We start from the raw sequence: 23699 nt of genomic DNA, 5'->3' as shown, positions 1-23699 counted from the left end.
ACGGGGCGGTCTCTGCGCGCAGGTTCTAGCGGTCCCCGCAACGCCCAGACGTCCTGGGGGTTGCGGGGACCGTGTCGTTCCAGGGCGAGGCCGGAGCTGTGACCGCCAAAGCAGACGCAGGAGCCCGGCTCGCACGAAGGTGCGAGCCGGGCTCCTGTCGATGTGTGCCCTGAAGATCAGGCCGGGAGGATCAGCCCGGTGGTCTGGGTCCGGGCACGGTCGAGGCGAGCGGCGACGTCACGCCAGTTCGCGATGTTCCAGAACGCCTTGACGTAGTCGGCCTTGACGTTGAGGTAGTCGAGGTAGAAGGCGTGCTCCCACATGTCGAGCATGAGCAGCGGGGTGATGCCGACCGGGACGTTGGCCTGCTGGTCGAAGAGCTGGAAGATGGCCAGTCGCTGGCCGATGGAGTCCCAGCCGAGCACGGCCCAGCCGGAGCCCTGGATTCCCGTGGCGGTCGCAGCAAAGTGCGCCTGGAACGCGGCGAAGGAACCGAACTGGTCCTTGATCGCCTCGGCCAGCTCGCCCTCCGGCTCACCGCCGCCCTCGGGGGACAGGTTGTGCCAGAACACCGTGTGGTTGGTGTGACCGCCGAGGTTGAACGCCAGGTTCTTCTCGTGGAGGTTCACCGTGGCGAGGTCACCGGACTCGCGTGCCTCGGCCAGCTTCTCCAGCGCGGTGTTCGCACCGGCCACGTAGGCGGCGTGGTGCTTGTCGTGGTGCAGCTCCATGATCTTGCCGCTGATGTGCGGCTCGAGCGCGCTGTAGTCGTAGGGCAGGTCAGGCAGCGTGTAGACAGCCATGCTCATGTACCTTCCGTTGTCGGGTTCGCGCACCGCGGGAGTGCGCGATGGTGCGGCGCCGATCCGGCGGACGTGCCCGCCGGTGAAGGATAGACAGAGACCCGCGCATCTTGCTCGCCACAGCGGGCGAAGATGCGCGGGCCTGTCGTCTATCCGCTCAGGAGACTCAGTGCTCCCGATCGGCGTTCTCGGCCCCCGAGACCAGCTCGGGGGAGTGCTGGGCGGACTCGACCTCGTCGTGCTCACCGTGCGAGTGCGCGGCGGCGAGCTCGGCGGGCGTGACGGGCTCGACGCGGTCCTCGTAGAAGAACCGCGACAGCTTCTGCCACCGCTTGTCCTTCTTGTAGCCGGGCCGCTTGACGCCGCGGGCGTCGGTCGCGGGCTCGATCTCGAGCGGCTTGTGAGCGTCGTAGTTGACCCGCAGCCACCGCTCCTGCTCATCGAGCGGACGGTGCACCTCGATGTACTCACCGTTGGCGAACCGCACGATGCGACCGGTCTCGTGCCCGTGCAGGACGAGCTCGCGGTCCTTGCGCTGCAGGCCGAGGCAGATCCGCTTGGTGATCCAGAACCCGAGGACCGGACCGACGAAGAACAGGATGCGGAAGGCCCAGGTGATCTGGTTGAGCGACATCGCGAAGTGCGTGGCGATGAGGTCGTTCGAGCCGGCCAGCGCGAGGATGACGAACGCGGTCAGGAAGGCCACGCCCAGACCCGTGCGCACCGGCACGTTGCGGGGACGGTCGAGCACGTGGTGCTCGCGCTTGTCGCCGGTCACCCGTGCCTCGAGGAACGGGTAGACGAACAGGAACGTGAACAGCAGGCCGGGGATGACGACCGCCGGGATCAGGACGTTCAGCGACAGCGTGTACCCGAAGATGACCCATTCCGTCCCGGCGCCGGGCATCAGACGGAGCGAGCCTTCGAGGAAGAGCATGTACCAGTCCGGTTGCGCACCCGCACCGATCGGTGACGGGTCGTACGGACCGTAGTTCCACACGTTGTTGATGCTCATCGTGGCACCCATGAGGGCCAGGATGCCGAAGACGATGAAGAAGTTCCCACCCATCTTGGCGATGTAGACCGGGAACAGCGGGTAGCCGACGACGTTCTTGTGCGTGCGACCGCCACCCGGGTACTGCGTGTGCTTGTGCAGCACCATGAGGAACAGGTGGACACCGATCAGCGCGAGGATCAGCGCCGGCACGAGCAGGATGTGCACCGTGAAGAGGCGGGGGATGATGTGCTCGCCCGGGAACTCGCCGCCGAAGACGAAGTACGACAGGTACGAGCCGATGATCGGCAGCGACTTCACCACGCCGTCGGTGATCCGCAGACCGTTGCCGGAGAGGACGTCGTCGGGCAGCGAGTAGCCGGAGAAGCCGGCGGCCAGCCCGAGGATCATCAGCACCGTGCCGACGAGCCAGTTGATCTCGCGCGGCTTGCGGAAGGCGCCCGTGAAGAACACGCGCATCATGTGGACGACGATGGAGGCCATGAAGACCAGGGCCGCCCAGTGGTGGATCTGGCGCATGAGCAGCCCGCCACGGACCTCGAACGACAGGTCCAGCGTCGAGGCGAAGGCCACAGACATCAGCTGGCCCTGCATCGCCTCGGGGCCGTCGCCGTGGTACTCGATCAGGGCCATCGACGGGTCGAAGAACATCGTCAGGAAGACGCCGGTCAGCAGCAGCACGACGAACGAGAACAGTGCCATCTCGCCGAGCATGAAGGACCAGTGGTCGGGGAAGACCTTGCGGGCGAACTCCTTGACGGCACCTCCGACGGAGGTGCGCTGGTCCAGGTAGTCGGCCGCCTTGCCGGCGGGCGTCGTCGGCGCGTCGGCCGCGGAGGGGCTGGTGTCGGTGCTCACTTCAGGCGCTCCCAGTAGCTCGGGCCGATGGGCTCGGCGAAGTCGTCCTGCGCCACGAGATAGCCCTCGTCGTCGACGGTGATGGGCAGCTGGGGCAGCGGACGGTTCGCAGGACCGAAGACGACCTTGGCGCCGTCGGCCATGTCGAAGGTCGACTGGTGGCACGGGCACAGCAGGTGGTGCGTCTGCTGCTCGTAGAGGGCCACAGGGCACCCGACGTGGGTGCAGATCTTCGAGTAGGCGACGATGCCGTCGTACGACCAGGTCTCGCCCTCAGGCGACTGGTCGGACCGGAGGTCCTCCGGGTTGAGGCGCACGAGGAGCACGACGGCCTTGGCCTTCTCCGTGATCCACTCGTGCGACCGCATCTCCTCCTGGGAGGCCTCCGGGATCACGTGGGCTGCGGAGCCCACCGTGAGGTCGGCGGCCCTGATCGGACGACCCGAGGGGTCGTACGCGAGGCGCTTGTTCCGCTCCCAGATGGTGTGCCGGAACTTCGAGACGTTCCAGTCGCCGCCGACGCTGGAGATCAGCGGCACGGCGAACGTCAGGGGGAAGAGTGCCAGGGCCGAGACCGCAGCACCCTTGAGCACGCCGCGGCGTGCGATGCCCGAGTCCTCGACGCCGTCGGCGAGGTGCTGGACGGCGACCTCGCGGACCTCGGGCGAGCTGGCGAGCGTGTGCCGCTCGTCCACGTGCTCGTGGTCGCTCATGAGCGACTTGGCCCAGTGGATCGCGGCGATGCCGATGCCGAGCAGGGAGATCGCCATGGTGGTGCCCAGCAGGGCCGTCGAGAGGCGGGTGCCGGCCGTCGTGCCGTCCGGGCGGACCGCGAAGTAGACGACGATGCTGGCGATGGCGCCCACGCACGAGATGCCGAAGATCAGTGCGATGAGCCGCTCGTTGCGCTTGGCAGCCTTCGGGTCGACGTCGGTCAGGCGCGACCGGTGCGCCGGGACTCCGGGGTCGTCGAAGCGCTCGGGATGCGCCGCGGCGTTCGGGGCCGTGACGTCCCGGCCCGGGGTGTTCTGGTTCTCGCTCACGAGGACTTCGCTCCGATCCACACGGCAGCACCGATCATCAGCCCGAGGCCGACGACCCATGCCCAGAGGCCTTCACTGACGGGGCCCAGAGAGCCGAGGGAGATGCCTCCGGCCGAACCGTCTCGCTGCTCGACGATGTAGGCGATCACGTCGCGCTTCTCGTCGGGAGTGATGTTGGCGTCGTTGAAGACCGGCATCGACTGCGGGCCGGTCAGCATCGCCTGGTAGAGGTTCTGCTCCGAGACGTCGTCCAGCGGCGGAGCCCACTTGCCCTCGGACAGCGCACCGCCCGCGCCGACGGCGTTGTGGCACATCGCGCAGTTGGTGCGGAACAGCAGCGCACCGTTGGCGGAGTCCCCGAGCGAGGCGTCGACCTGCTCCTCCGTGGGGATCGCCGGACCGGCGCCGAGCGAGGCGACGTAGGCCGCGAGCTGGGCGGTCTGCTCGGGGTTCATCTGCGGCGGCTTCGCGGCAGCCTGCGGCCCGCTCATCTGCATGGGCATGCGGCCGGTCGAGACCTGGAAGTCGACCGCGGCAGCACCCACGCCGACGAGCGACGGGGCCTCCGGGGTGCCCTCGGCGTTCGGGCCGTGGCACGTGGCGCAGTTGGCCTGGAAGAGCCGATGCCCCTCCTCCACGTCGGTCGCTGTGCTGGCGGTCTCGGCGGTGGCCGGACTCGGCGCCAGGACGGCATACAAGCCGCCCGTGACCAGCAGCGCCAGCAGCAGCAGCACGACCGGGGCGGCCCGGTGGTGCCGGCGGGCGGCGAGTGCCTTCACGAAATTGTCCTCGTCTCGCAGGTGGGTGGTGCAGGGTCAGGGACGGGGCGGCAGCCGTGCCGCCCGGAGGTCACTTCAGGATGTAGATCACCAGGAAGAGGGCGATCCACACGACGTCGACGAAGTGCCAGTAGTAGGAGACCACGAGACCCGTGGTGACCTCGTGGTGCGTGAACCGCTTGGCGCGGAAGGAGCGGCCGAGCAGGAAGAGGAAGGCGATGAGGCCGCCGACCACGTGGAGACCGTGGAAGCCGGTCGCCAGGTAGAAGACCGAACCGTAGGCGCTGGACGACAGCGTCAGGCCTGCGTGGGCGAGCTCGGCGTACTCGAAGATCTGGCCGGAGACGAAGAACGCGCCCATGAGGAACGTCAGCGTCATCCACTCGTTCATGCCCCACCTGGACACCTGGAGCAGCGACCCGGTGCGCACCGGCTGGAAGCGCTCGGCCGCCAGGACGCCTGCCTGGCAGGTGATCGACGAGGCGACGAGGATGCAGGTGTTGATCAGCGGGAAGACCAACGAGACGTGCGCCGCCTGCGCCTCCCACTCCGCCTCGGGCAGCACCGAGCGGACGGTGAAGTACATGGCGAACAGGCCGGCGAAGAACATGAGCTCGCTGGCCAGCCACACGATCGTCCCGACCGAGACGGTGTTCGGTCGGTTGACGGTCACGTGCTGATGGGCGTGGGGGGCAGCAGCCGTTGCAGTCGACACGTCAGCCATTATGGCTGACGTGAGGCGGGTTCGAGGACTCGGGGAGGGCGGTTGGTGGAGACAAGTTTCACCAGATCTGCAGAATCATGCCGTCGGAGGCGTGGTTCGTGACGGATTCGGGGAGACTGCCACGAAAAGACCACGCATCGTCGCTGACCGAGGTGACGCACCTGTGCCACGATGCCACCAAACGTCTGCGAAGGGATGCTCGATGACGACCGGCCCCCGTGTGCTGCTGTACAGCGACGACCCCACCGTGCGGGAACAGGTGCGACTCGCCGTCGGCCCCCGCCTCCGAGCGGGCGCCGCAGAGATCTCCTGGACGGAGGTGGCCACCCGGGACCGCCTCGTCGCGACCGTCGAGGGTCGTCCGTTCGACCTGCTGATCCTCGACGGCGAGGCGGACAAGGCCGGCGGGATGGGCCTGTGCCGTCAGCTCAAGAACGAGATCTACAACTGCCCGCCGGTGCTCGTCCTCACCGGGCGGGGGCAGGACGCCTGGCTGGCATCATGGTCGCTCGCGGACTCCGTCGTCCCCCGGCCGCTCGACGCTTTCGTGGTGCAGCGCGCCGTGGCGGAGACGTTGACGCAAGCTGCCTGAACCCGCCGAACCCGGTCCCGCCACCCCTGTCCTCCCGCCGAAGGTGACTGCCGTGCCCACGAACGCTCAGACCGACCTCACCTGGCCCGGCGTGCTCACCGAGCTCGTCGCCGGTGCCGACCTCACCGCCGAGCAGACGGCGTGGGCCATGGACCAGGTGATGTCGGGCGAGGTCCCCCCGACCCGCCTGGCCGGCTTCCTGGTCGGTCTGCGCGCCAAGGGTGAGACGGCGGCCGAGCTGGCCGGCCTGGCGGACGCGATGCTGGCGCACGCGGTCCGGATCGAGGTCGACGGGCCGGCGATCGACCTCGTCGGGACGGGTGGCGACCGGCACCACACGGTCAACATCTCGACGATGGCGGCCGTCGTGGTGGCAGGGGCCGGCGTGCGGGTGGTCAAGCACGGCAACCGGGCCGCGTCGTCGTCGTCCGGCTCCGCGGACGTCCTGGAGGCGCTGGGTGTGCGGCTCGACCAGCCCGCCGACCGGGTCGCGGCGATCGCGCACGACGTCGGCATCACTTTCTGCTTCGCCGGGATGTTCCACCCCTCGATGCGCCACGCGGCCACCGCACGCCGGGACCTGGGCATCGCCACCGCGTTCAACTTCCTCGGACCGCTGACGAACCCGGCGCAGCCGCGCGCGACCGCCGTCGGCTGTGGCGACGCTCGGATGGCACCGCTGATGGCCGGCGTCTTCGCGGAGCGTGGCACGAGGGCCCTGGTCTTCCGTGGTGACGACGGGCTCGACGAGCTCGCCGCGACCGGTGGGGCGACCGTGTGGGAGGTGCGCGACGGCGAGGTGGTCGAGCAGCGCCTGGACGCCGCGACGGAGCTCGGTCTGGACCGGCTCGAGATCGCCGACCTGCGCGGCGCCGACGCGGTGCACAACGCCCAGGTGGCCCGGGAGGTCTTCACCGGGACCGATCAGGGGCCGGTCCGCCAGACCGTGCTGCTGAACGCCGCGGCCGCGCTCGTGGCCGACGGCGCGCTGCCGGGAACGGCGGACGGCACGCTCGCCCAGCGTCTCGCGGCGGGCCTGGGGCACGCCGGTCGCAGCATCGACGACGGCGGTGCCGGCGAGGTCGTCGAGCGGTGGGTGAAAGCGACCCAGGGCTGACGGCGCGCAGGCCGAGATGAGACTCGGTCTCGGACGCCGTCGGTGGAGGGTCGGTCAGTCGTCCAGACCGAGCGCGAACGCCTGCTCGAGCTCGACGTTGGAGTAGGCGCGGAACGCGATGAGCGTCTCCGTCCGGAGCACGCCGTCCACCTTGCTGATGCCGTCGGCGATGACGGTCGCGAGCTCGTCGTGCTCGCCGACCCGCACCATCGCGACGAGGTCGGCCTTGCCGGTGACGGAGTAGACCTCGCTCACCCCGTCCAGGTTCGTGACCTGGGTGGCGACCTCGGGGATCCGGTCGGGGACGGTGTCGATGATGACGATCGCGGTCAGCATGCCGTCATCGTATCCGTGCGACCGAGGGCGAGCGCGACCGACGCCGAGACGTCGTCGAGGTCGGCGTGCGCCAGCGCGGACCGGACCGGGCACGTCCACGGGCCGGAGACGTGGACCAGCCGCACGTACGGCTGGTCGAGCCAGTCCAGGACCAGGGCCGCCTCTTCCGGGTGGCAGGCGGGCGCCGGGGCCTGCGGCGGCTCGACGACCTCGGCCGTCGCCCGCAGGGCGTCCACCACGGGCAGCGGGTCCTCGTGAGGGCCGGTGACCGCCGTGCCGGCGAGCCTCGCGTGCCGGACGACGACGATCTCCCACCCGCCTGCGGCCGTCGGGCGCGCGGCGACGAGCTCCTCGCAGCGGCTCAGCGGCTCCATCCGCTGCGTCCGCGCGGCCGCACGGACGAAGGCGCGCAGCCTGTCGGTCACCTGCCCGGCCTCCTCGAAGCGCTCCTGCGCGGCCAGCCGCGCCACCCGTGCGGCAAGCGCCTCGACGACCGCGCCCGGGTCACCCGTGAGCGCCGTCCGCGCCTCCTCGACCACGGCCGGGTACTCGGCGTCAGGTCCGGTGGTCATGGTGCACGGTGCGGAGCAGCGACCGAGTCCGGCCAGCGCGCACGGGCTGCGCGGGGTGCGCGCCACCACCGGCAGACGCTGGGTGCACTGGCGCAGACCGATGGCGTCGTGCATCGCCTCGACAGCGGCGTTCGCCGCACGACGCGAGGTGAAGGGGCCGATGTGCGGGACGTCTCCCCGGACCTCGGGCACCACCGAGAGCCGCGGGTACGGCTCGTCGGTCAGGCGCACCCACGTCTGGCGCTCGGGATGCTTGGAGCGCTTGTTGTACCGCGGCGCGTGCTCGGTGATGAGGCGCAGCTCGCGCACCCGGGCCTCGAGCGGCGTCGCGCAGACGACCGGGGTCACGGCGTGCGCGATCCGGACCATCTCGGTGATCCGTCGGCGCTTCTCCGCCGCCGTGAAGTAGGACCGCACCCGCTTGCGGATGTTCGTGGACGTGCCGACGTACAGCACCTCGTCGCCCGGGCCTCGGAAGAGGTACACCCCGGGCGCGGCGGGCAGGCCGTCTGCCAGGGTCGCCTTGCGACGGATGTCGGGCGGGACCGGGTCGGCCGCGGTCGCGAGGTCCTCGAGGTGCGTCACGCCGAGCGGGGCGAGGCGCTCGAGCAGGGCGTGCAGCACGTCGACGGTGGCACGGGCATCGGCGAGGGCTCGGTGGTCGGGCGAGGTCTGCGCGCGGAAGAGCCGGGCCAGCGTGGCCAGCTTGTGGTTGGGGGCCTCGTCGCGCGGCACGGTCCGGCGGGCGAGCGGCAGGGTATCGACGACGTCGAACCCGGGCCACGCGTAGTCGAGGCCGGCGCAGGCCGCACGCAGGAACCCGATGTCGAACGGTGCGTTGTGGGCCACCAGCACCGTGCCGCGCGCGAACTCGAGGAACCCCGGCAGCACCAGCTCGACGCCCGGGGCGGTCGAGACCATCGCCGTGGTGATCCCGGTCAGCCGGGCCACGAAGGCGGGGACCGGCCGACCGGGATTCACCAACGACTGGAACTCGCCGAGCACCTCGCCGCCACGGACCTTGACCGCACCGATCTCCGTGATTCCCGCGTCGTCCGCCCGGCTGCCGGTGGTCTCCAGGTCCACGACCACGAAGGTCACGTCCCGCAAAGGTGTCCCGATGTCCGCGAACGAGGGCTGGACGGCCGTCGGCGGCGGCGGTGGTGGTGCGATCGACATGGCGGGGACGCTAGCCCTCGCCACTGACAGCAGGTCAGGCGGGGGACTGGCCCCGGTCGTCCACGTAGAGGGCGTCGACGTCGGCGGAGAAGTCGGACAGGACGAGCGACCGCTTGACCTTGAGCGAGGGCGTCAGGTAGCCGTTCTCCACGGTGAGGTCCTCCGGCAGCACCGCGAACTTGCGGATGGACTCCGCGCGGGACACGGACTGGTTGGCCCGTGTCACGGCGTGGTCCAGGGCGGCGAGCACGTCCGGGTCCGTCCTGGCCTGCTCGATGCTCATCTCTGCCTTGTCGTGCATCTTCAGCCAGCCTGGCAGACCGTCGGGGTCGAGGGTGATCAGTGCGCCGATGAACGGCCTGTTGTCACCGACCACGACGCACTGGCTCACCAGCGCGTGGGCCCTGATCCGGTCCTCCAGCGCCGCGGGGGCGACGTTCTTGCCACCCGCCGTCACGATGATCTCCTTCTTGCGGCCCGTGATCGACAGGAACCCGTCGTCGTCGAGCGCACCGAGGTCACCCGTGCGGAACCACTCGCCGTCGAACGTCTCGGCGGTCGCCTCGGCGTTGCCGTGATAGCCGCGGAAGACGTGGACGCCCTTGAGGAGGATCTCGCCGTCCGCGGCGATCTTGACGCCGCAGCCGGGAAGCTGTGTCCCGACGGTCCCGATGCGGTTCGCCGCGGGCCGGTTCACGCTGGTGGGCGCGGTGGTCTCGGTCAGGCCATACCCCTCGAGGATGGTGAGGCCGACACCACGGAAGAAGTGACCGAGCCGTTCGCCCAGCGGTCCGCCGCCGGAGACGGCGAAGCGGATCTCCCCGCCCAGTGCCTCCAGGAGCTTGCCGTAGACGAGCTTGCCGGCCACCATGTGCTGGAGGTTGAGCCACAGGGACGCGCCGCCGGTGTCCTGGGCGCGGGACCACTCGATGGCGGTGGCCGTGGCCCACTGGAAGATCTTCAGCTTGCCGCCGACGGCCGCCTTCTGCTCGGCGGAGTTGTAGACCTTCTCGAAGACGCGAGGTACGGCGAGCACGAAGGTGGGCTTGAAGGTGCCGAGTCCGTTCGTGACCGTCTTGACGTCCCCCCAGTGCCCCAGCACGCTGCCGCCCGCGACCGCGAAGACCTCGATGAACCGCGCGAACACGTGCGCCAGGGGCAGGAAGAGAAGGGTGCGCCCCCCCTCGGCGAAGACCTCCGGCACCGCGGCGACGGCGTTCGTGGCCAGCGAGGCGAAGTTGCCGTGGGTCAGCTCGGCGCCCTTGGGGCGACCGGTGGTTCCCGAGGTGTAGATGATGGTGGCGACGTCGTCGAGACCGGCCAGCCCGCGGCGACGGGTGATCTCCGCGTCGTCGACGTGTGCGCCCGCCGCGGTGAGGTCGGCGATCGCGCCGTCGTCGATCGACAGCACCTCGCGCAGAGTCGGCGCCGAGTCCTGGACCCCGCGGACGACGGCCGCGAGCTCGGCGTTCTCGGCGACCACGACGGTGACGCCGGCATCGGTGACGATCCACTCGACCTGCTCGGGCGACGAGGTCTCGTAGATCGGGACCGGGACGGCACCCGCGGCCCACGTGGCGAAGTCGAGGAGCGTCCACTCGTAGCGGGTGTGCGACATGATGCCGACGGGGTCGCCGGGCTCGACCCCCTTGGCGACGAGTCCCTTGGCCACGGCCACGACCTGGGCGTCGAACTCGGCGCCGCTGAGGGTCTCCCAGCCGTCGCCGGAGGGACGCTCCACGATCGGGGCGTCCGGGGCGTCCGCGATTCTCTTCGTGAGGACGTCGTTGAGATTCGACGTCGGGGGCAGCTCCACGAGCTGCGGGGTGATGATCTCGTCCATGCTGACTCCAGTGGCAGGGCTCGTCCGTGGCGGTCACGATACCGGGTCGCACGGGCTGCTCGGACACCCCCGGGTCACCACGTCGTGGACGGTACGTGCACGGGGGTCGTGGGTCGGTAGTGTTGTCCCCGGCGCGCACGGGCGTGCCGACCCGTGTCGGTGCGGCGGAACCGCTCGTCCGACGTCCCTGAGATCGAACGTGAGGTCAGACGCATGCACGCCATCGGAGTCGACATCGGCGGAACGAAGATCGCCGTCGGGGTCGTGGACGAGGCCGGTCGCATCCTGGCCAAGGTCCGGCGGGACACCGCCGCCGACGACGTCGCGAGCATGGACCGAGCCATCGCCGACGCCTGCACCGAGCTGGCCAAGGAGCACGAGATCGGGGCCATCGGCCTGGCTGCGGCGGGCTTCGTCAGCCCCGACCGCTCATCGGTGCTCTTCGCACCGAACATCGCCTGGCGCGAGTACCCGCTGGCGCAGAAGGTCGCGGAGCTGATCGACCTCGACGTGCCGGTCGTCGTGGAGAACGACGCGAACGCCGCCGGCTGGGCCGAGTTCCGGTTCGGCGCGGCGCGCGAGGCGACCGACATGCTGCTGCTGACCATCGGCACCGGGCTGGGGGGCGCCGTCGTCGTCGACCGGGAGCTGGTCCGGGGCAAGTGGGGCGTGGCGGCCGAGGTCGGGCACATGCGCGTGGTCCCCGGTGGGCACTACTGCGGGTGCGGTCACGAGGGCTGCTGGGAGCAGTACGCCTCCGGCACCGCGCTGGTGCGCGACGCGCGCCAGGCGGCGACGGCGACCCCGGACCGCGCCCGTCGGCTCGTCGAGCTCGCCGGGGGAGACCCCGACCAGATCGCCGGGCCGCAGATCACGCAGGCCGCCCGCGACGGGGACGAGCTGTCGATCGAGCTGCTCGCCACGCTCGGCCGGTGGGTCGGCGAAGGCTCGGCGTCGGTCGCCGCCCTGCTCGACCCGGAGCTGATCGTCCTCGGTGGTGGTGTCTGCGCGGCGGGAGACCTGCTGCTCGCACCCGTGCGCAAGGCGTACGAGGCTCAGCTCTCGGCGCTCGGGCACCGTCCTGTCGCGCAGATCGAGCTCGCACAGCAGGGCAACGAAGCGGGCATCATCGGTGCAGCCGACCTGGCGCGCCGCTGACGCGGCTCAGACGACTGCTCCGGGGTCGTGGTCGTCCGGGTCCCGGCGGTGGGGCATCCGCCAGACCAGGACGGCGACCGCGGCCACGAACGACCCTCCGCCGGCCGGTCCGAGCCACCCCGGCACCGAGAGGTTCGGGAGCAGGGCGGTCACGACGACACCGACGACCGTCAGCACCGGTATCGCGACGGCCACCGTCCAGGCGAGCGTGAGCAGCGGGGACCGGTGGGCGACGGGCTCCGGGTCGGGCGGCACGAAGTGGTCCTCGGCCTCCTCGAGCGCCTCCACCTGCGGCGTCGTGGGCCAGTCGCGCGGCCCGCTGGGACGCTGCGGGGAGGTGGCCTCCTCGTCGTCCGCGGACGACGTGGAGTCGCGGGAGACCGGTTGCTCCGCCGCCTCCACGGTGAACCCGGACTGCTCGACGTCGTCCAGACGTGCGACGATGTCGGACCAACGGGCGTCGATGACGGCGTCCGGCAGGTCGTCCGGTTCCGCATCCCGGTTCGGTGAGGCCATGGGACCACTCTATTGTCGTGGGCGACGCCGCGAGGAGGACCGTTGTTCTACTGGATCATGAAGCACGTGCTGGTCGGGCCGTGGCTCCGGCTCGCCTTCCGCCCGTGGACCAAGGGCGTGGAGCACGTGCCGGACTCCGGTGGCGCGATCCTCGCGAGCAACCACCTGGCGGTCATCGACTCGTTCGTGCTGCCCATCGTGCTGGAACGCCAGGTGAAGTTCCTCGGCAAGTCTGACTACTTCACGGGACGGGGTCTCAAAGGGCGTCTCGTGGCGGGCTTCATGCGCGGCGTCGGCACGATCCCGGTGGACCGCTCCGGCGGCAAGGCGAGCGAGGCCGCGCTGCGCACCGGGATGCGTGTGCTGGACGAGGGTGACCTGTTCGGCATCTATCCCGAGGGGACGCGGAGCCCGGACGGCCGCCTGTACCGCGGAAAGACCGGTGTGGCGCGGCTCGCGCTGGAGTCCGGTTCGCCGGTCGTCCCCGTGGCCATGGTGGGTACCGACGTCGCGCAGCCGCTGGGCCGTGTGGTGCCGAAGCCGCGGCCGGTCGGGGTCGTGTTCGGTGAGCCGCTGGATTTCAGCCGGTACCGCGGGATGGAGTCCGACCGGTTCGTGCTGCGCGCCGTCGCCGACGAGATCATGTACGCAATCCTGCGCCTCAGCGAGCAGGAGTACGTCGACGTCTACGCGGCCACGGCGAAGGTGCGGCTCGCCCAAGGGCTGCCCGTGGACGCGACCCCAGGGGCGTCCCGCCCCGCCGCCGAGCCGGAGACGTTCGTGACCGACCGGCCCACGGGTGCTCCGGCGCCCGGCAGTCCGGCGGCGAGGCCCGAGGACCTCACCGGCTGAGACGCCGTCACGGCGGTGCGCGGGGGCTCATAGGATGGGGAGCGTTCTTCATCCCCCATCGAGAGGTATCCCCTCATGTCGGTCCGTCGTGTGGCCCTCCTGACCGCCGGTGGTTTCGCACCGTGCCTGTCGTCCGCGGTCGGTGGCCTCATCGAGCGCTACACCGAGCTCGACCCGTCGATCGAGATCATCGCCTACCAGTACGGCTACCACGGCCTGCTCACCGGCACGAAGATCGAGATCGGGCCGGAGGCCCGTCAGCAGGCCGGAGTCCTGCACCGGTTCGGCGGTTCGCCGATCGGCAACTCGCGAGTGAAGCTGACCAACGCGGCGGACTGCGTCAAGCGTGGCCTCGTCTCCGAGGGGCAGGACCCGCTGCACGTGGCCGCGGAGCAGCTCCAGGCCGACGGCGTGGACGTGCTGCACACCATCGGTGGCGACGACACGAACACGACCGCCGCCGACCTCGCCGCGTACCTGGCGGAGAACGAGTACGACCTGACCGTCGTGGGCCTGCCCAAGACCATCGACAACGACGTGGTGCCGATCAAGCAGTCGCTCGGCGCGTGGACCGCAGCCGAGGAAGCCGCGGGCTTCGCCGCGAACATCATCGGTGAGCACCGGTCGGGTCCGCGCATGCTGATCGTCCACGAGGTCATGGGACGGCACTGCGGCTGGCTCACCGCGGCCGCGGCCGCCGAGTATCGCAAGTGGCTCGACGCGCAGGAGTTCGCGCCGGCCCTGGGCCTCACCCGGGAGCGTTGGGACGTCCACGCGGTGTTCCTGCCCGAGCTGGCCCTCGACATCGACGGCGAGGCCGAGCGCCTCAGGACGATCATGGACGAGCAGGGCAACGTCAACATCTTCCTGTCGGAGGGTGCCGGCATGCACGAGATCGTCGCGCAGCTCGAGGCGGCCGGCGAGGAGGTCCAGCGTGACCCGTTCGGGCACGTCAAGCTCGACACGATCAACCCGGGCCAGTGGTTCGCGAAGCAGTTCGCCGAGAAGCTGGGTGCTGAGAAGGTCATGGTCCAGAAGTCCGGCTACTACTCGCGTGCCGCGGCCGCGAATGCCGAGGACCTGCGCCTCATCAAGTCGATGACGGACCTGGCCGTGGAGTGCGCGCTGCGCGGCGAGGCGGGCGTCATCGGGCACGACGAGGAGGACGGCGACCGGCTCAAGGCCGTCGAGTTCCCCCGCATCGCCGGCGGCAAGGCGTTCGACGTCCACACCGAATGGTTCGGCGAGCTGCTGGCCGGCATCGGTCAGTCCCTGGTCCCGGCGCAGCCGGCCGAGCACTGAGGCGGCCGGGCACCATGAGCACCGCTGTCGACACCGTCGCTCCCGGGACGGACCCGGACGGCCTGGACCGGTTCCGCAGCCTCGAGGCGCGCCAGCAGCCGGCCTGGCCCGACCCGGAGAGGCTCGCCGCGGTCGTGGCGAGGCTGTCTGTCGCGGCTCCGCTCGTGGTGCCCGCCGAGGCGGACACGCTGACGGAACGTCTCGCCGCCGCCGGACGCGGCGAGGCGTTCCTCCTGCAGGGCGGCGACTGCGCCGAGACGTTCGCGGACGCGAACGCCACGCGCATCCGCAACAAGGTCCGCACCATCCTCCAGATGGCCGTGGTGCTGACGCACGGGGCCAGCACGCCCGTGGTCAAGATGGGGCGGCTCGCCGGGCAGTACGCCAAGCCGCGCTCCTCCGACGTGGAGACCCGCGACGGCGTCACCCTGCCGTGCTACCGCGGCGACATGATCAACGGCCACGCCTTCACGCCCGGGTCGCGCATCCCGGACCCTGTCCGCCTCGAGCAGGCGTACCGGATCTCGGCCGCGACGGCGAACGTGGTGCGCGGGTTCACCCAGGGTGGGTACGCGGACCTGCGCCGCGTGCACGAGTGGAACCGTGGGTTCATGCAGAACCCGGCCTTCGCGCGCTACGAGCGCACCGCCACGGAGATCGACCGGGCGATCCGCTTCATGGACGCGTGCGGCGCGGACTTCGACGCGTTGCGCACGGTCGAGTTCTTCGTGAGCCACGAGGCGCTCGTCCTGGACTACGAGCGGGCGCTGACGCGGGTCGACGCCCGCACCGGCAGGCCCTACGGGTCCAGCGCCCACTTCCTGTGGATCGGCGAGCGGACTCGGCAGCTCGACGGCGCGCACGTCGAGTTCCTCTCCCGCGTGGCGAACCCGATCGGCGTCAAGCTCGGTCCGACGACGAGCCCCGACGACGCGATCGCCCTCGCCCGGCGTCTCAACCCCGACAACCGCGAGGGGCGTCTGACGTTCATCACGCGGATGGGTGCCGGCCGGGTCCGTGACGTGCTGCCGGAGGTGGTGGAGAAGGTGACCGCAGCGGGCGTCGCGGTCACCTGGGTCACCGACCCGATGCACGGCAACACGATCACCTCGGAGTCCGGCTACAAGACGCGACGCTTCACCGACGTCCTGGACGAGGTGACCGGGTTCTTCGAGGTGCACCGCGCGCTGGGCACGGTGCCGGGCGGGCTGCACATGGAGCTCACCGGCGACGACGTCACCGAGGTGCTCGGCGGGAGCGAGGAGATCTCCGACGCCGGGCTGGCCGAACGCTACGAGACGCTCGTCGACCCGCGGCTCAACCACCAGCAGTCGTTGGAGACGGCGTTCCAGGTCGCGGAGATGCTCACCAGACGGTGAGCGTCACGGTGCTGCCCACCGGGGCGGTGCCGTCGACGTCCTGGAACCGGACGGTGTCGAGCAGCCCGCCCAGGTAGCGGTTGACGTCCACCTCGAAACCGGCGTCCTCCAGCTCGGCGGTGGCCTTCTTGCTCGACATGCCGACGACGTCGGGCACCTCGGCGTCCGGAGGGCCGGCGGAGAGGGTGAGCGTCACCGTGTCGGTGCGCCGCGCCGTCGTGCCCTGCTCCGGGTCCTGGCTCAGTACCCGACCCTCGTCGACGTCGGTGGACGGCTCCGGGTCGGCGTACTCGACCTCGAGCCCGGCCGCGCCGAGGTCGGACTCCGCCCCCTCCTTGCTGCGGCCCACCACCTGGGGGACGCGGACCGGTGCGGGGCCGACCGAGACGGTGAGCCGGACGGTGGTGTCGTGCGGCTGGTCGGAACCTTCGGGGACCGACACGTCGAGGACCTGGCCGTCAGGCGCGGTGTCGTGGTGCTCCGTGTGGGGCAGGCCGACGTCGAACCCGGCCTGGCGCAGCGCGGTGGCTGCCTCCGACTGCGTGGCGCCGACGAGGTCCTCGGGCACGGCCAGGAGCAGCGTGCCGAGCGACACGGTCAGCGCGACGGTGCCGTCCTTGCGCACGCGTTCGCCGGGGGCAGGGTCGGTGGTGACGACGTCCCCGGCCGGGACGAGGTCGTCATGGGCCTCGCTGGTGCTCGCCCGGAGCCCGTCGGCGGCCAGCGCCCCCAGGGCGTCCTCCTCGGGGGCGCCCACCAGGTCTGCCGGCACGACGGTCCACGCGCCGGGGCCGTCGACGAACCACCAGGCGGCGAACGAGCCGCCGGCCAGCAGGAGCACGAGCACCCAGGCCACCAGCGCCCGACGACGGCGGCGCGGAGTGGTGCGGCCCTCGGGCTCCTCCGGCTCGCTCGACAGCGTCCTCGTGGGTGCCGTCACCAGGTGCTCGGTGGCGTGGCCGCGGACCGAGACCTCCGCGAAGAACCCGGTGGGGATCTCGTCGACGCCGTCCTCCGACAGCCCGTCCGGGCTGTGGGCGAGATCGAGGTCGCCCGAGTCGGACCGGGCTGGGAGGGGCGCGACGGACGGTTCGGCGGCCCGCGCCAGGACGTCGTCGTCGAGCACGGCGCGCAAGCCGACGAGGGCGGCGAGAGCCGCCGCGGCGTTGGTCGGGCGGCGGGCCGCGTCCCGCGCGGTGAACGCCGCGACCAGCTCGTCGATCTCGGCCGGGAGCCAGTCCACGCGGTCGGACGGCGGCGGGAAGTCCTCGTGGACGTGGTGGAAGGCAACCTGGATGGGTGGTTCGCCGGGGTAGGGGAGCGCACCGGTCAGCATCTCGTGCAGCAGCACACCGACGGCGTAGACGTCCGTCGAGGGCGTGCACCCGCCGGACGTGATCACCTCGGGTGCGAGGTAGGCGACCGTGCCGAGGATCGTCCCGGTCGTCGTCGACGTGACCTCCGTGACGGCACGGGCGAGGCCGAAGTCCGCGACCTTCACCGCGCCGTCCTCGCCGATCAGCACGTTCTCCGGCTTCACGTCGCGATGCACGAGTCCCACGCGGTGGGCAGCGTTCAGCGCGGCGAGCACCTGCTCGGCGACGGCCAGGGCGCGGTCGACGGTGACCGGGCCGGCCTGCAGCTCGCCGCGGAGGTTGGTGCCCGGCACGTACTCCATGGTCAGGTAGCTGGTGTCGCCGTCGACCCCCTGGTCGAACACGGCGACGACACCGGGGTGGGACAGGCGGGCGGAGGCCCGTGCCTCGCGCCGGAAGCGCGAGACGAAGCTCGCGCCGTCGACCCCTTCGGCGAGGTGGGCGTGCATGACCTTGAGCGCGACCTCGCGCCCCAGGCGGCGGTCCTGTGCCCGGTAGACGGTGGCCATGCCGCCGCGTGCGACGCGCGCGACGATCTCGTACCGCCCGTCGACCAGGCGGCCGAGGAGGGGATCGGTCGTCGTGCTGGCCACGCCAGCGAGTGTATTTGGGTCGACGCCGCTCAGCGCGCAGGCGCGGCGAGGCTACGCTGACGCCGTGAGTGATGCATCGCAGGACCTGCCCCTGGACGACCTCGTCGGCGACTGGCTGACGCTGCCCGACCTCGCGGACGCGCTCGGCGTCGAACCGGGCCGTGCCCGGGGCCTCGTGGCGTCGCGGCACGTCATCGGCGTCAAGCGCGGTGAGCGCAAGACCTTCCAGGTGCCGGCGGCGTTCGTCGTGGCCGGCGAGGACGGCGAGCCCGAGGTCCTCGAGACCCTGCGGGGGACCGTCATCCTGCTCTCGGACGCCGGGTTCTCCGACGCCGAGGCGCTGCGCTGGCTGTTCACGCCGGAGGACACCCTCGAGGCGGCCCCGGTCGAGGCGTTGCGAGCCGGACGCCGAGCCCAGGTGCGACGCCTCGCGCAGGCGCTGGCCTGACGGCGGGCCGCCGGCTCAGGCGGCGCGGTCGACGGCGGCGTGCGCCAGACCCGTGAGCACCTCGCGGCCGTGCGGGTCGAGGTCGGCCGCGGCGAGCGCCGACAGCCCGGCCGTCGCCAGCTCGTCGATGAGGTCCTCGACACCGGCCACCGCGCCCGAACCGGCGATCGCGGCCCGCAGGGCCATGACGTCGTCGTCCGTGAGCCGCGGGTCGCCCAGGTGCTTGGTCACCAAGAGGCGGGCGTCGTCGTCGGCGGCGGCCAGCGTGCGGGCGACCAGCACGGTGCGCTTGCCCTCGCGGAGGTCGTCGCCGGCGGGCTTGCCCGTCACCTCGGGGTCGCCGAAGACCCCGAGCAGGTCGTCGCGCAGCTGGAACGCCTCGCCGAGCGGCAGTCCCGCGGCGCTGATCGCCGCGACCTGGTCCGGCGTCGCTCCGGCGAGGACCGCGCCGAGCATGAGGGGCCGCTCGACGGAGTAGCGGGCCGACTTGGCCCGCAGCACGAGCCGGGCGCGCTCCTCGTCGGCCACCGGGTCCAGCCCCCAAGCCTCCGCCTGCACGAGCACGTCCAGGTACTGGCCCACCACGACCTCGCTCGTCATGGCGTCGAGCATGTCGCGGGCGCTCCGGCCGACGTCGGCGGGCAGCGCGTCGAGCGCGGCCCCGGCCTCGCGGTGGCAGGCGACCAGGCAGAGGTCGCCGAGCAGGATCGCGGCGGCGGTACCGAACCGGTCCGCGTCACCCGACCACCGCTGCTCACGGTGGCGGGCCTCGAACACCCGGTGCGCCGTCGGACGTCCACGCCGCGTGTCGGAGGCGTCCATGACGTCGTCGTGGAGCAGCGCGGCGGCCTGGAAGAGTTCGAGCGCAGCACCGATGCGGACGACGGCGTCCCGTGCGGCACCGCTGGAAGCGCCCCCGTGCGCACGGAACGACCAGTAGCAGAAGGCGGCCCGCAGGCGCTTTCCCCCGTCCAGGAGGGTGGAGATCTGGTCCGTCATCACCGTCGTGCCGGGTCCCGTGCCGGCGACCTCGTCGCGCAACCGCGTCAGGTGGCGGTCGAGGGCGTCGTCGACGTCGTGGCGGAGGTTCTCGAGATCGACCAGGGCAGGATCGGCAGGCATGCCGCCCAGCCTATGCGTGCCGCGGGGGAACGGCTCAGGCGTCCTGTGCGAGGACGCTGCCGGAGAGCGAGACCAGGCGTCGCTCCGACTCGTCGAGCACCCCGATGAGGACGGTCTCGACGCGCGGCTTCTTCTTGCCCTTGGTACGCGTGTAGGCGGTCTGGACGGTCAGGGCGGAGACGTCGATCGTCTCGGACTCGTCGAACCCGGCCTCGTCGAGGCGCTCGGCGTACCGGTCGACGACCTCTTGCGTGCTGAGCTCGGTGGAGAGGTTGAGCGAGATCTCCACGAGGTCGTCCCCGGTGGGTGTCGCGGAGCTGGCGAGCACCGTCGAGCCGTCCGGCGCGGCCAGCAGGTCGGTCGGGAAGCCGGGCGCGTACCCGCCGACGGCGGTCGCCGGGTCGAAGGAGGGCAACGACGTGGGTGCGCCCGGGTCCGCAGCCGACGCCGGGCCGGACGGCCCCGGGCCGTCGGACGGCGCCGTGGCGGCAGCGGGTGGGTCGGCCGGTCCCGCGTCGCACCCGGCCACCGTGAGCGCGCAGAGCACCAGGACGGCGCACGCCGAACGGCGCGGGACGCGGTGATGACGGGTCGTGGGCACGGGATCACGGTAGCGGGTGCCCACCCCCAGCCGGCCGCCGTCCCCGACCGTGGTCCGGTGCCCGGCGCGTGAAGCCCGGGCTGCGCTCTCATCGAGGACATGACGACGAGCCTCGACCTCCCCGAACCCTCGACCATCCCGTTGCGTTCGCCCCACGACGTGCTGGCGGCCGTCCCGTACCGGCTCGGCTTCCGGCCGGCCGAGAGCATCGTGATCGCGTGCACGGCCGAGCGCGGACGGCCCGGGCTCGTGGCACGCGTCGGCATCGACGAGCTCCGTGGTGACGGGGCGGCCGAGGGGCTGGCCGCGCTCGCCCGTGCCGTCGCCGGGACGCACCCCACCTACTGCGCCCTCGTGCTCTACACCGCGCGCGGAGCTGCCGCTGCCGACGACGTGGTGCAGGACGTGCGCCGCGCCCTCCAGCCGGTCGTCGACGTCGACGGCTGGGTGGTCGCCCCCGACGGGTACCGGGGGCTCGGGTGCGAGGACCCCACCTGCTGCCCGGAGCCCGGGCACCCGCTCGCTGCCCTGGAGTGCGGCGAGATCGGAGCGGCCTACGTGCTCGCCGGCCATGTCGTGGCCGATTCCGCCGACGCGGCGTACCGGATCCCGCGCGCCCCCGAGGCGACACGCAACCTCGCCGGGCGCGCCGCCCGGCGCAGCGAGGTCGCACGGCAGCGGGCGACGGGTGACGCGGGGACAGGGTGCTGGCGCGACGAGGCGCTCGACGCCTGGAGGAAGGCCCTGCACCGGGTCGAGACCGCAGCCGGCGCAGCCGTGGACGGCGAGCCGGTCGGGCTGGCCCCCGCCCTCGTCGGTCGGGTGGGGGCGGCGCTCGCGGACCGTGTGGTCCGCGACGTCGCCCTGCTGACCCTGGTGCCCGGTGGTGAGGAGGCGGTGCGTGCGACGACGGGTGAGGCCGACCGGGCCACGGTCGACGACGCGACGGCCCGGGTGCTGGGCCGCGTCATCGACCCGGCGGACGCCGTGGTTCCCGACCCCGACGTCGTCGCCCGGGCGCGGGCGGTGCTCGAACAGGTGGACGCCCATGTCCCGCAGCGCCTGCGTGCCCCGGCGCTGACGCTCCTGGCGTTCCTCGCGTGGTGGGCCGGCGACGGCCCGCGAGCCTCGTACCGGGTCGGTGAGGCTCTCGACGCCGACGAGTCGTACCGCCTGGCGCAGCTCCTGCACTGCGTCATCTCCACGGCGCTGCCGCCCGGGTGGGTCCGTGCCGCCTCGTCGAGCGGGTGACCAGGGCGACCAGGGTGTGCAGGTGTGGGGGAGGTGGTGTCCGGTAGCGTGCCACCATGGCGATCGTCGTGGGACATCTGGGAACGCCCGAGGGCAAGGAGGCGCTCGGCACCGCGGTCTCGGAGGCGCAGCAACGCGGGACGGGCCTCCTGGTCGTGACATCCGACCCGGCAGCGCCGGCCGAGGAGCTCGAGGCGCTCCAGGCGCGGCTGACGAGCGCCGGGGTCGAGAACCGGATCATGGCGGGCACCGGCGACCTCGCCGAGGACCTCGTCCGTACCGCGACCGAGGACGACGCCGAGCTCATCGTCATCGGGCTGCGGCGACGCAGTCCTGTGGGCAAGCTGATCCTCGGGTCCGGTGCCCAGCGCATCCTTCTCGAGGCGCCCTGCCCCGTCCTCGCCGTCAAGCCCTGACGGGCCCAGCACCCTCGTCGGCCGAGGGAATAGGCGGCCGGTCACCTGGTGTTCAACTGACATCTTCCCTCGTCCGGGCGCGGATTCGCAGCCCGGGACACGGCGTGATCACCGCGGTCACCGCACAGCACCGGGTGTCGCCGGTACAATATAGGTATCCGCTCGAGCCGCGAGGCCCCCGTCCCCGGCTGACACAGCGGTCCACCGTCCCCTCGAATGCCGAAAGGTCGGTTTGTGGCGTCCACTGCGCAGAACCCCCCGCTGCCCCGAGAGTTCGAAAACTCTGCCCTCCAGGAGCTGCTCGCTCACGGGACCGCGAACGGTCGCGTCGATGCGGAGAGCTTCCGCACCGCCTGCGAGACCGCCGCTGTGGGTGACCCCAAGCGCCTGAAGGCGGTCCTGCGCGCGTTCGCGACGGCCGGCGTCGAGATCGGCGTGCCCGCCGCCACGAAGGTGGCCGCTGCGTCGACCAGCAGCGCCGCGACGAAGACCGAGGCGCGCGCCAAGGCCCCCGCGGCGAAGAGCAAGAAGTCCACCGCGACGGGGCCCACCTCCGCCGCGACCGGATCCGCCGGGTCCGCGGCGGAGTCCGACGCCTCCGACGACGCCCCCGCCGCCAAGAAGGCACCCGCGAAGAAGCCGGCCGCCAAGAAGGCGCCGGCGCCGAAGACCAACCGCAAGGCCGCCGCCAAGGCGCACAAGCCGGCGCCTGAGCCGGACGGCGTCCCGGTCGAGGACGACGACGAGCCGGAGCAGACTCCCGAGCGGATCACGGCACTGCCTCGCAACGGTCGCAAGAAGGAGGACGAGCGCGGCGGATTCGTCGTCTCGGACACCGACGACGACGACCAGCCGGCCCAGCAGGTCGTGACCGCCGGCGCCACCGCCGACCCGGTCAAGGACTACCTCAAGCAGATCGGCAAGGTCGCGCTGCTGAACGCCGAGCAGGAGGTCGATCTCGCCAAGCGGATCGAGGCCGGTCTGTTCGCCGAGGAGCGCCTGAACAACGACTACGCCGAGTTCGACCGCACCAAGGCCGGTGCCGAGGAGCGCCGCATGTGGCGCGACCTCAAGTGGATCGCGCACGACGGCCGCCGTGCCAAGAACCACCTGCTCGAGGCCAACCTGCGTCTCGTCGTCTCGCTGGCCAAGCGCTACACGGGCCGCGGCATGCTGTTCCTTGACCTGATCCAGGAGGGCAACCTCGGTCTGATCCGTGCGGTGGAGAAGTTCGACTACACCAAGGGCTACAAGTTCTCGACGTACGCCACGTGGTGGATCCGGCAGGCGATCACCCGCGCGATGGCCGACCAGGCCCGCACCATCCGTATCCCGGTGCACATGGTCGAGGTCATCAACAAGCTGGCCCGGGTCCAGCGTCAGATGCTCCAGGACCTGGGCCGCGAGCCCTTGCCGGAGGAGCTGGCCAAGGAGCTCGACATGACCCCCGAGAAGGTGGTCGAGGTCCAGAAGTACGGCCGCGAGCCCATCTCGCTGCACACCCCGCTCGGCGAGGACGGCGACAGCGAGTTCGGTGACCTCATCGAGGACTCCGAGGCCGTCGTGCCGTCCGACGCGGTGTCGTTCACGCTGCTGCAGGAGCAGCTGCACCAGGTGCTCGACACGCTCTCGGAGCGCGAGGCCGGCGTGGTGTCCATGCGGTTCGGTCTGCAGGACGGCCAGCCGAAGACGCTCGACGAGATCGGCAAGGTCTACGGCGTGACGCGTGAGCGCATTCGGCAGATAGAGTCCAAGACCATGTCGAAGCTGCGGCACCCGTCACGCTCGCAGGTCCTGCGCGACTACCTGGACTGACCGGCTCCT

The 23699-nt window shown here is 71.5% G+C and carries 22 protein-coding genes; 10 read left to right on the top strand and 12 right to left on the bottom strand.

Features of this window, described 5'->3' with window-relative positions; translation table 11 throughout:
• Nucleotides 1–176: 176 nt before the first annotated feature.
• The 5 genes from ACWAT2_RS02115 to ctaE form a co-directional block, all read right to left on the bottom strand.
• Complete coding sequence (locus tag ACWAT2_RS02115; RefSeq protein WP_402371493.1) at nucleotides 177–803, bottom strand: superoxide dismutase; 627 nt, start codon at nucleotides 801–803, stop codon at nucleotides 177–179.
• Between the two features lie 166 nt (nucleotides 804–969).
• A complete protein-coding gene (qcrB, locus tag ACWAT2_RS02110) occupies nucleotides 970–2676 on the bottom strand; it encodes a cytochrome bc1 complex cytochrome b subunit (protein WP_402371495.1) in 1707 nt (568 codons plus the stop codon).
• The gene (gene qcrA / locus ACWAT2_RS02105) at nucleotides 2673–3719 is read right to left on the bottom strand and encodes a cytochrome bc1 complex Rieske iron-sulfur subunit (RefSeq protein WP_402371496.1); all 1047 of its coding nucleotides are present in this window, start codon (nucleotides 3717–3719) and stop codon (nucleotides 2673–2675) included. The genes qcrB and qcrA overlap by 4 nt, the downstream gene beginning before the upstream one ends.
• Entirely contained in the window at nucleotides 3716–4498 is a 783-nt protein-coding gene (gene qcrC / locus ACWAT2_RS02100) for a cytochrome bc1 complex diheme cytochrome c subunit (RefSeq protein WP_402371497.1), read from the bottom strand. Before qcrC ends, qcrA begins: the two co-directional genes overlap by 4 nt.
• A 70-nt stretch (nucleotides 4499–4568) precedes the next feature.
• Nucleotides 4569–5222 (bottom strand): aa3-type cytochrome oxidase subunit III, encoded by a 654-nt coding sequence (gene ctaE, locus ACWAT2_RS02095; protein ID WP_402371499.1) that lies wholly within the window; start codon nucleotides 5220–5222, stop codon nucleotides 4569–4571.
• 202 nt (nucleotides 5223–5424) lie between these two features.
• On the opposite strand from ctaE, the gene ACWAT2_RS02090 reads away from it, so the two are divergent.
• Together ACWAT2_RS02090 and trpD are read left to right on the top strand one after the other, a co-directional pair.
• A complete protein-coding gene (locus tag ACWAT2_RS02090) occupies nucleotides 5425–5814 on the top strand; it encodes a response regulator (RefSeq protein WP_402371500.1) in 390 nt (129 codons plus the stop codon).
• Between the two features lie 43 nt (nucleotides 5815–5857).
• Nucleotides 5858–6931 (top strand): anthranilate phosphoribosyltransferase, encoded by a 1074-nt coding sequence (gene trpD, locus ACWAT2_RS02085; protein ID WP_402371501.1) that lies wholly within the window; start codon nucleotides 5858–5860, stop codon nucleotides 6929–6931.
• 54 nt (nucleotides 6932–6985) lie between these two features.
• Here the strand turns inward: trpD and ACWAT2_RS02080 are convergent, their stop codons facing one another.
• The 3 genes from ACWAT2_RS02080 to ACWAT2_RS02070 are packed head-to-tail and all read right to left on the bottom strand — an operon-like array spanning nucleotide 6986 to nucleotide 10861.
• Entirely contained in the window at nucleotides 6986–7267 is a 282-nt protein-coding gene (locus tag ACWAT2_RS02080; RefSeq protein ID WP_402371503.1) for an Lrp/AsnC family transcriptional regulator, read from the bottom strand.
• Nucleotides 7261–9018: a DEDD exonuclease domain-containing protein gene (locus ACWAT2_RS02075; protein ID WP_402371504.1), complete on the bottom strand. Its 1758-nt coding sequence runs from the start codon at nucleotides 9016–9018 to the stop codon at nucleotides 7261–7263. The genes ACWAT2_RS02080 and ACWAT2_RS02075 overlap by 7 nt, the downstream gene beginning before the upstream one ends.
• Nucleotides 9019–9052: 34 nt before the next feature.
• Nucleotides 9053–10861: an AMP-dependent synthetase/ligase gene (locus tag ACWAT2_RS02070; RefSeq protein WP_402371505.1), complete on the bottom strand. Its 1809-nt coding sequence runs from the start codon at nucleotides 10859–10861 to the stop codon at nucleotides 9053–9055.
• Nucleotides 10862–11074: 213 nt separating this feature from the next.
• On the opposite strand from ACWAT2_RS02070, the gene ACWAT2_RS02065 reads away from it, so the two are divergent.
• On the top strand, nucleotides 11075–12019 hold the full coding sequence (locus tag ACWAT2_RS02065; RefSeq protein WP_402371506.1) for an ROK family glucokinase: 945 nt from the start codon (nucleotides 11075–11077) through the stop codon (nucleotides 12017–12019).
• Between the two features lie 6 nt (nucleotides 12020–12025).
• On the opposite strand, the gene ACWAT2_RS02060 is transcribed toward ACWAT2_RS02065, so the two are convergent.
• Nucleotides 12026–12535: a hypothetical protein gene (locus tag ACWAT2_RS02060; RefSeq protein ID WP_402371508.1), complete on the bottom strand. Its 510-nt coding sequence runs from the start codon at nucleotides 12533–12535 to the stop codon at nucleotides 12026–12028.
• Between the two features lie 42 nt (nucleotides 12536–12577).
• On the opposite strand from ACWAT2_RS02060, the gene ACWAT2_RS02055 reads away from it, so the two are divergent.
• From ACWAT2_RS02055 to ACWAT2_RS02045, 3 genes are all read left to right on the top strand, one after another.
• Entirely contained in the window at nucleotides 12578–13387 is an 810-nt protein-coding gene (locus ACWAT2_RS02055; protein WP_402371509.1) for a lysophospholipid acyltransferase family protein, read from the top strand.
• Between the two features lie 75 nt (nucleotides 13388–13462).
• Nucleotides 13463–14689: a pyrophosphate--fructose-6-phosphate 1-phosphotransferase gene (locus ACWAT2_RS02050; protein WP_402371510.1), complete on the top strand. Its 1227-nt coding sequence runs from the start codon at nucleotides 13463–13465 to the stop codon at nucleotides 14687–14689.
• 14 nt (nucleotides 14690–14703) lie between these two features.
• Nucleotides 14704–16068: a class II 3-deoxy-7-phosphoheptulonate synthase gene (locus ACWAT2_RS02045; protein WP_402371512.1), complete on the top strand. Its 1365-nt coding sequence runs from the start codon at nucleotides 14704–14706 to the stop codon at nucleotides 16066–16068.
• Here the strand turns inward: ACWAT2_RS02045 and pknB are convergent.
• The gene (gene pknB / locus ACWAT2_RS02040) at nucleotides 16055–18037 is read right to left on the bottom strand and encodes a Stk1 family PASTA domain-containing Ser/Thr kinase (protein WP_402371513.1); all 1983 of its coding nucleotides are present in this window, start codon (nucleotides 18035–18037) and stop codon (nucleotides 16055–16057) included. The genes ACWAT2_RS02045 and pknB overlap by 14 nt on opposite strands.
• A gap of 64 nt (nucleotides 18038–18101) precedes the next feature.
• Between pknB and ACWAT2_RS02035 the strand changes: the two genes are divergently transcribed.
• Complete coding sequence (locus ACWAT2_RS02035; RefSeq protein WP_402371515.1) at nucleotides 18102–18485, top strand: Rv2175c family DNA-binding protein; 384 nt, start codon at nucleotides 18102–18104, stop codon at nucleotides 18483–18485.
• A 15-nt stretch (nucleotides 18486–18500) separates the two neighbouring features.
• Here ACWAT2_RS02035 and ACWAT2_RS02030 read toward each other — a convergent pair whose 3' ends face one another.
• Both ACWAT2_RS02030 and ACWAT2_RS02025 read right to left on the bottom strand, forming a co-directional pair.
• The gene (locus ACWAT2_RS02030) at nucleotides 18501–19607 is read right to left on the bottom strand and encodes a polyprenyl synthetase family protein (RefSeq protein WP_402371516.1); all 1107 of its coding nucleotides are present in this window, start codon (nucleotides 19605–19607) and stop codon (nucleotides 18501–18503) included.
• A gap of 34 nt (nucleotides 19608–19641) precedes the next feature.
• Nucleotides 19642–20208, bottom strand: coding sequence for a hypothetical protein (locus tag ACWAT2_RS02025; protein ID WP_402371517.1), 567 nt, complete (start codon nucleotides 20206–20208; stop codon nucleotides 19642–19644).
• Nucleotides 20209–20307: 99 nt separating this feature from the next.
• On the opposite strand from ACWAT2_RS02025, the gene ACWAT2_RS02020 reads away from it, so the two are divergent.
• The 3 genes from ACWAT2_RS02020 to ACWAT2_RS02010 all read left to right on the top strand — a co-directional run bounded on the left by ACWAT2_RS02020 (nucleotide 20308) and on the right by ACWAT2_RS02010 (nucleotide 23690).
• Nucleotides 20308–21459, top strand: coding sequence for a DUF4192 domain-containing protein (locus tag ACWAT2_RS02020; RefSeq protein WP_402371519.1), 1152 nt, complete (start codon nucleotides 20308–20310; stop codon nucleotides 21457–21459).
• Nucleotides 21460–21515: 56 nt separating this feature from the next.
• Nucleotides 21516–21875: a universal stress protein gene (locus ACWAT2_RS02015; RefSeq protein ID WP_402371520.1), complete on the top strand. Its 360-nt coding sequence runs from the start codon at nucleotides 21516–21518 to the stop codon at nucleotides 21873–21875.
• Between the two features lie 234 nt (nucleotides 21876–22109).
• A complete protein-coding gene (locus tag ACWAT2_RS02010; RefSeq protein WP_402371522.1) occupies nucleotides 22110–23690 on the top strand; it encodes an RNA polymerase sigma factor in 1581 nt (526 codons plus the stop codon).
• Nucleotides 23691–23699: the final 9 nt, after the last annotated feature.

The organism is Isoptericola sp. GX10416 (assembly GCF_056590155.1).
The sequence above is the reverse complement of the archived record's forward strand: the minus strand, read 5'-3'. Positions and strand labels throughout refer to the sequence as shown.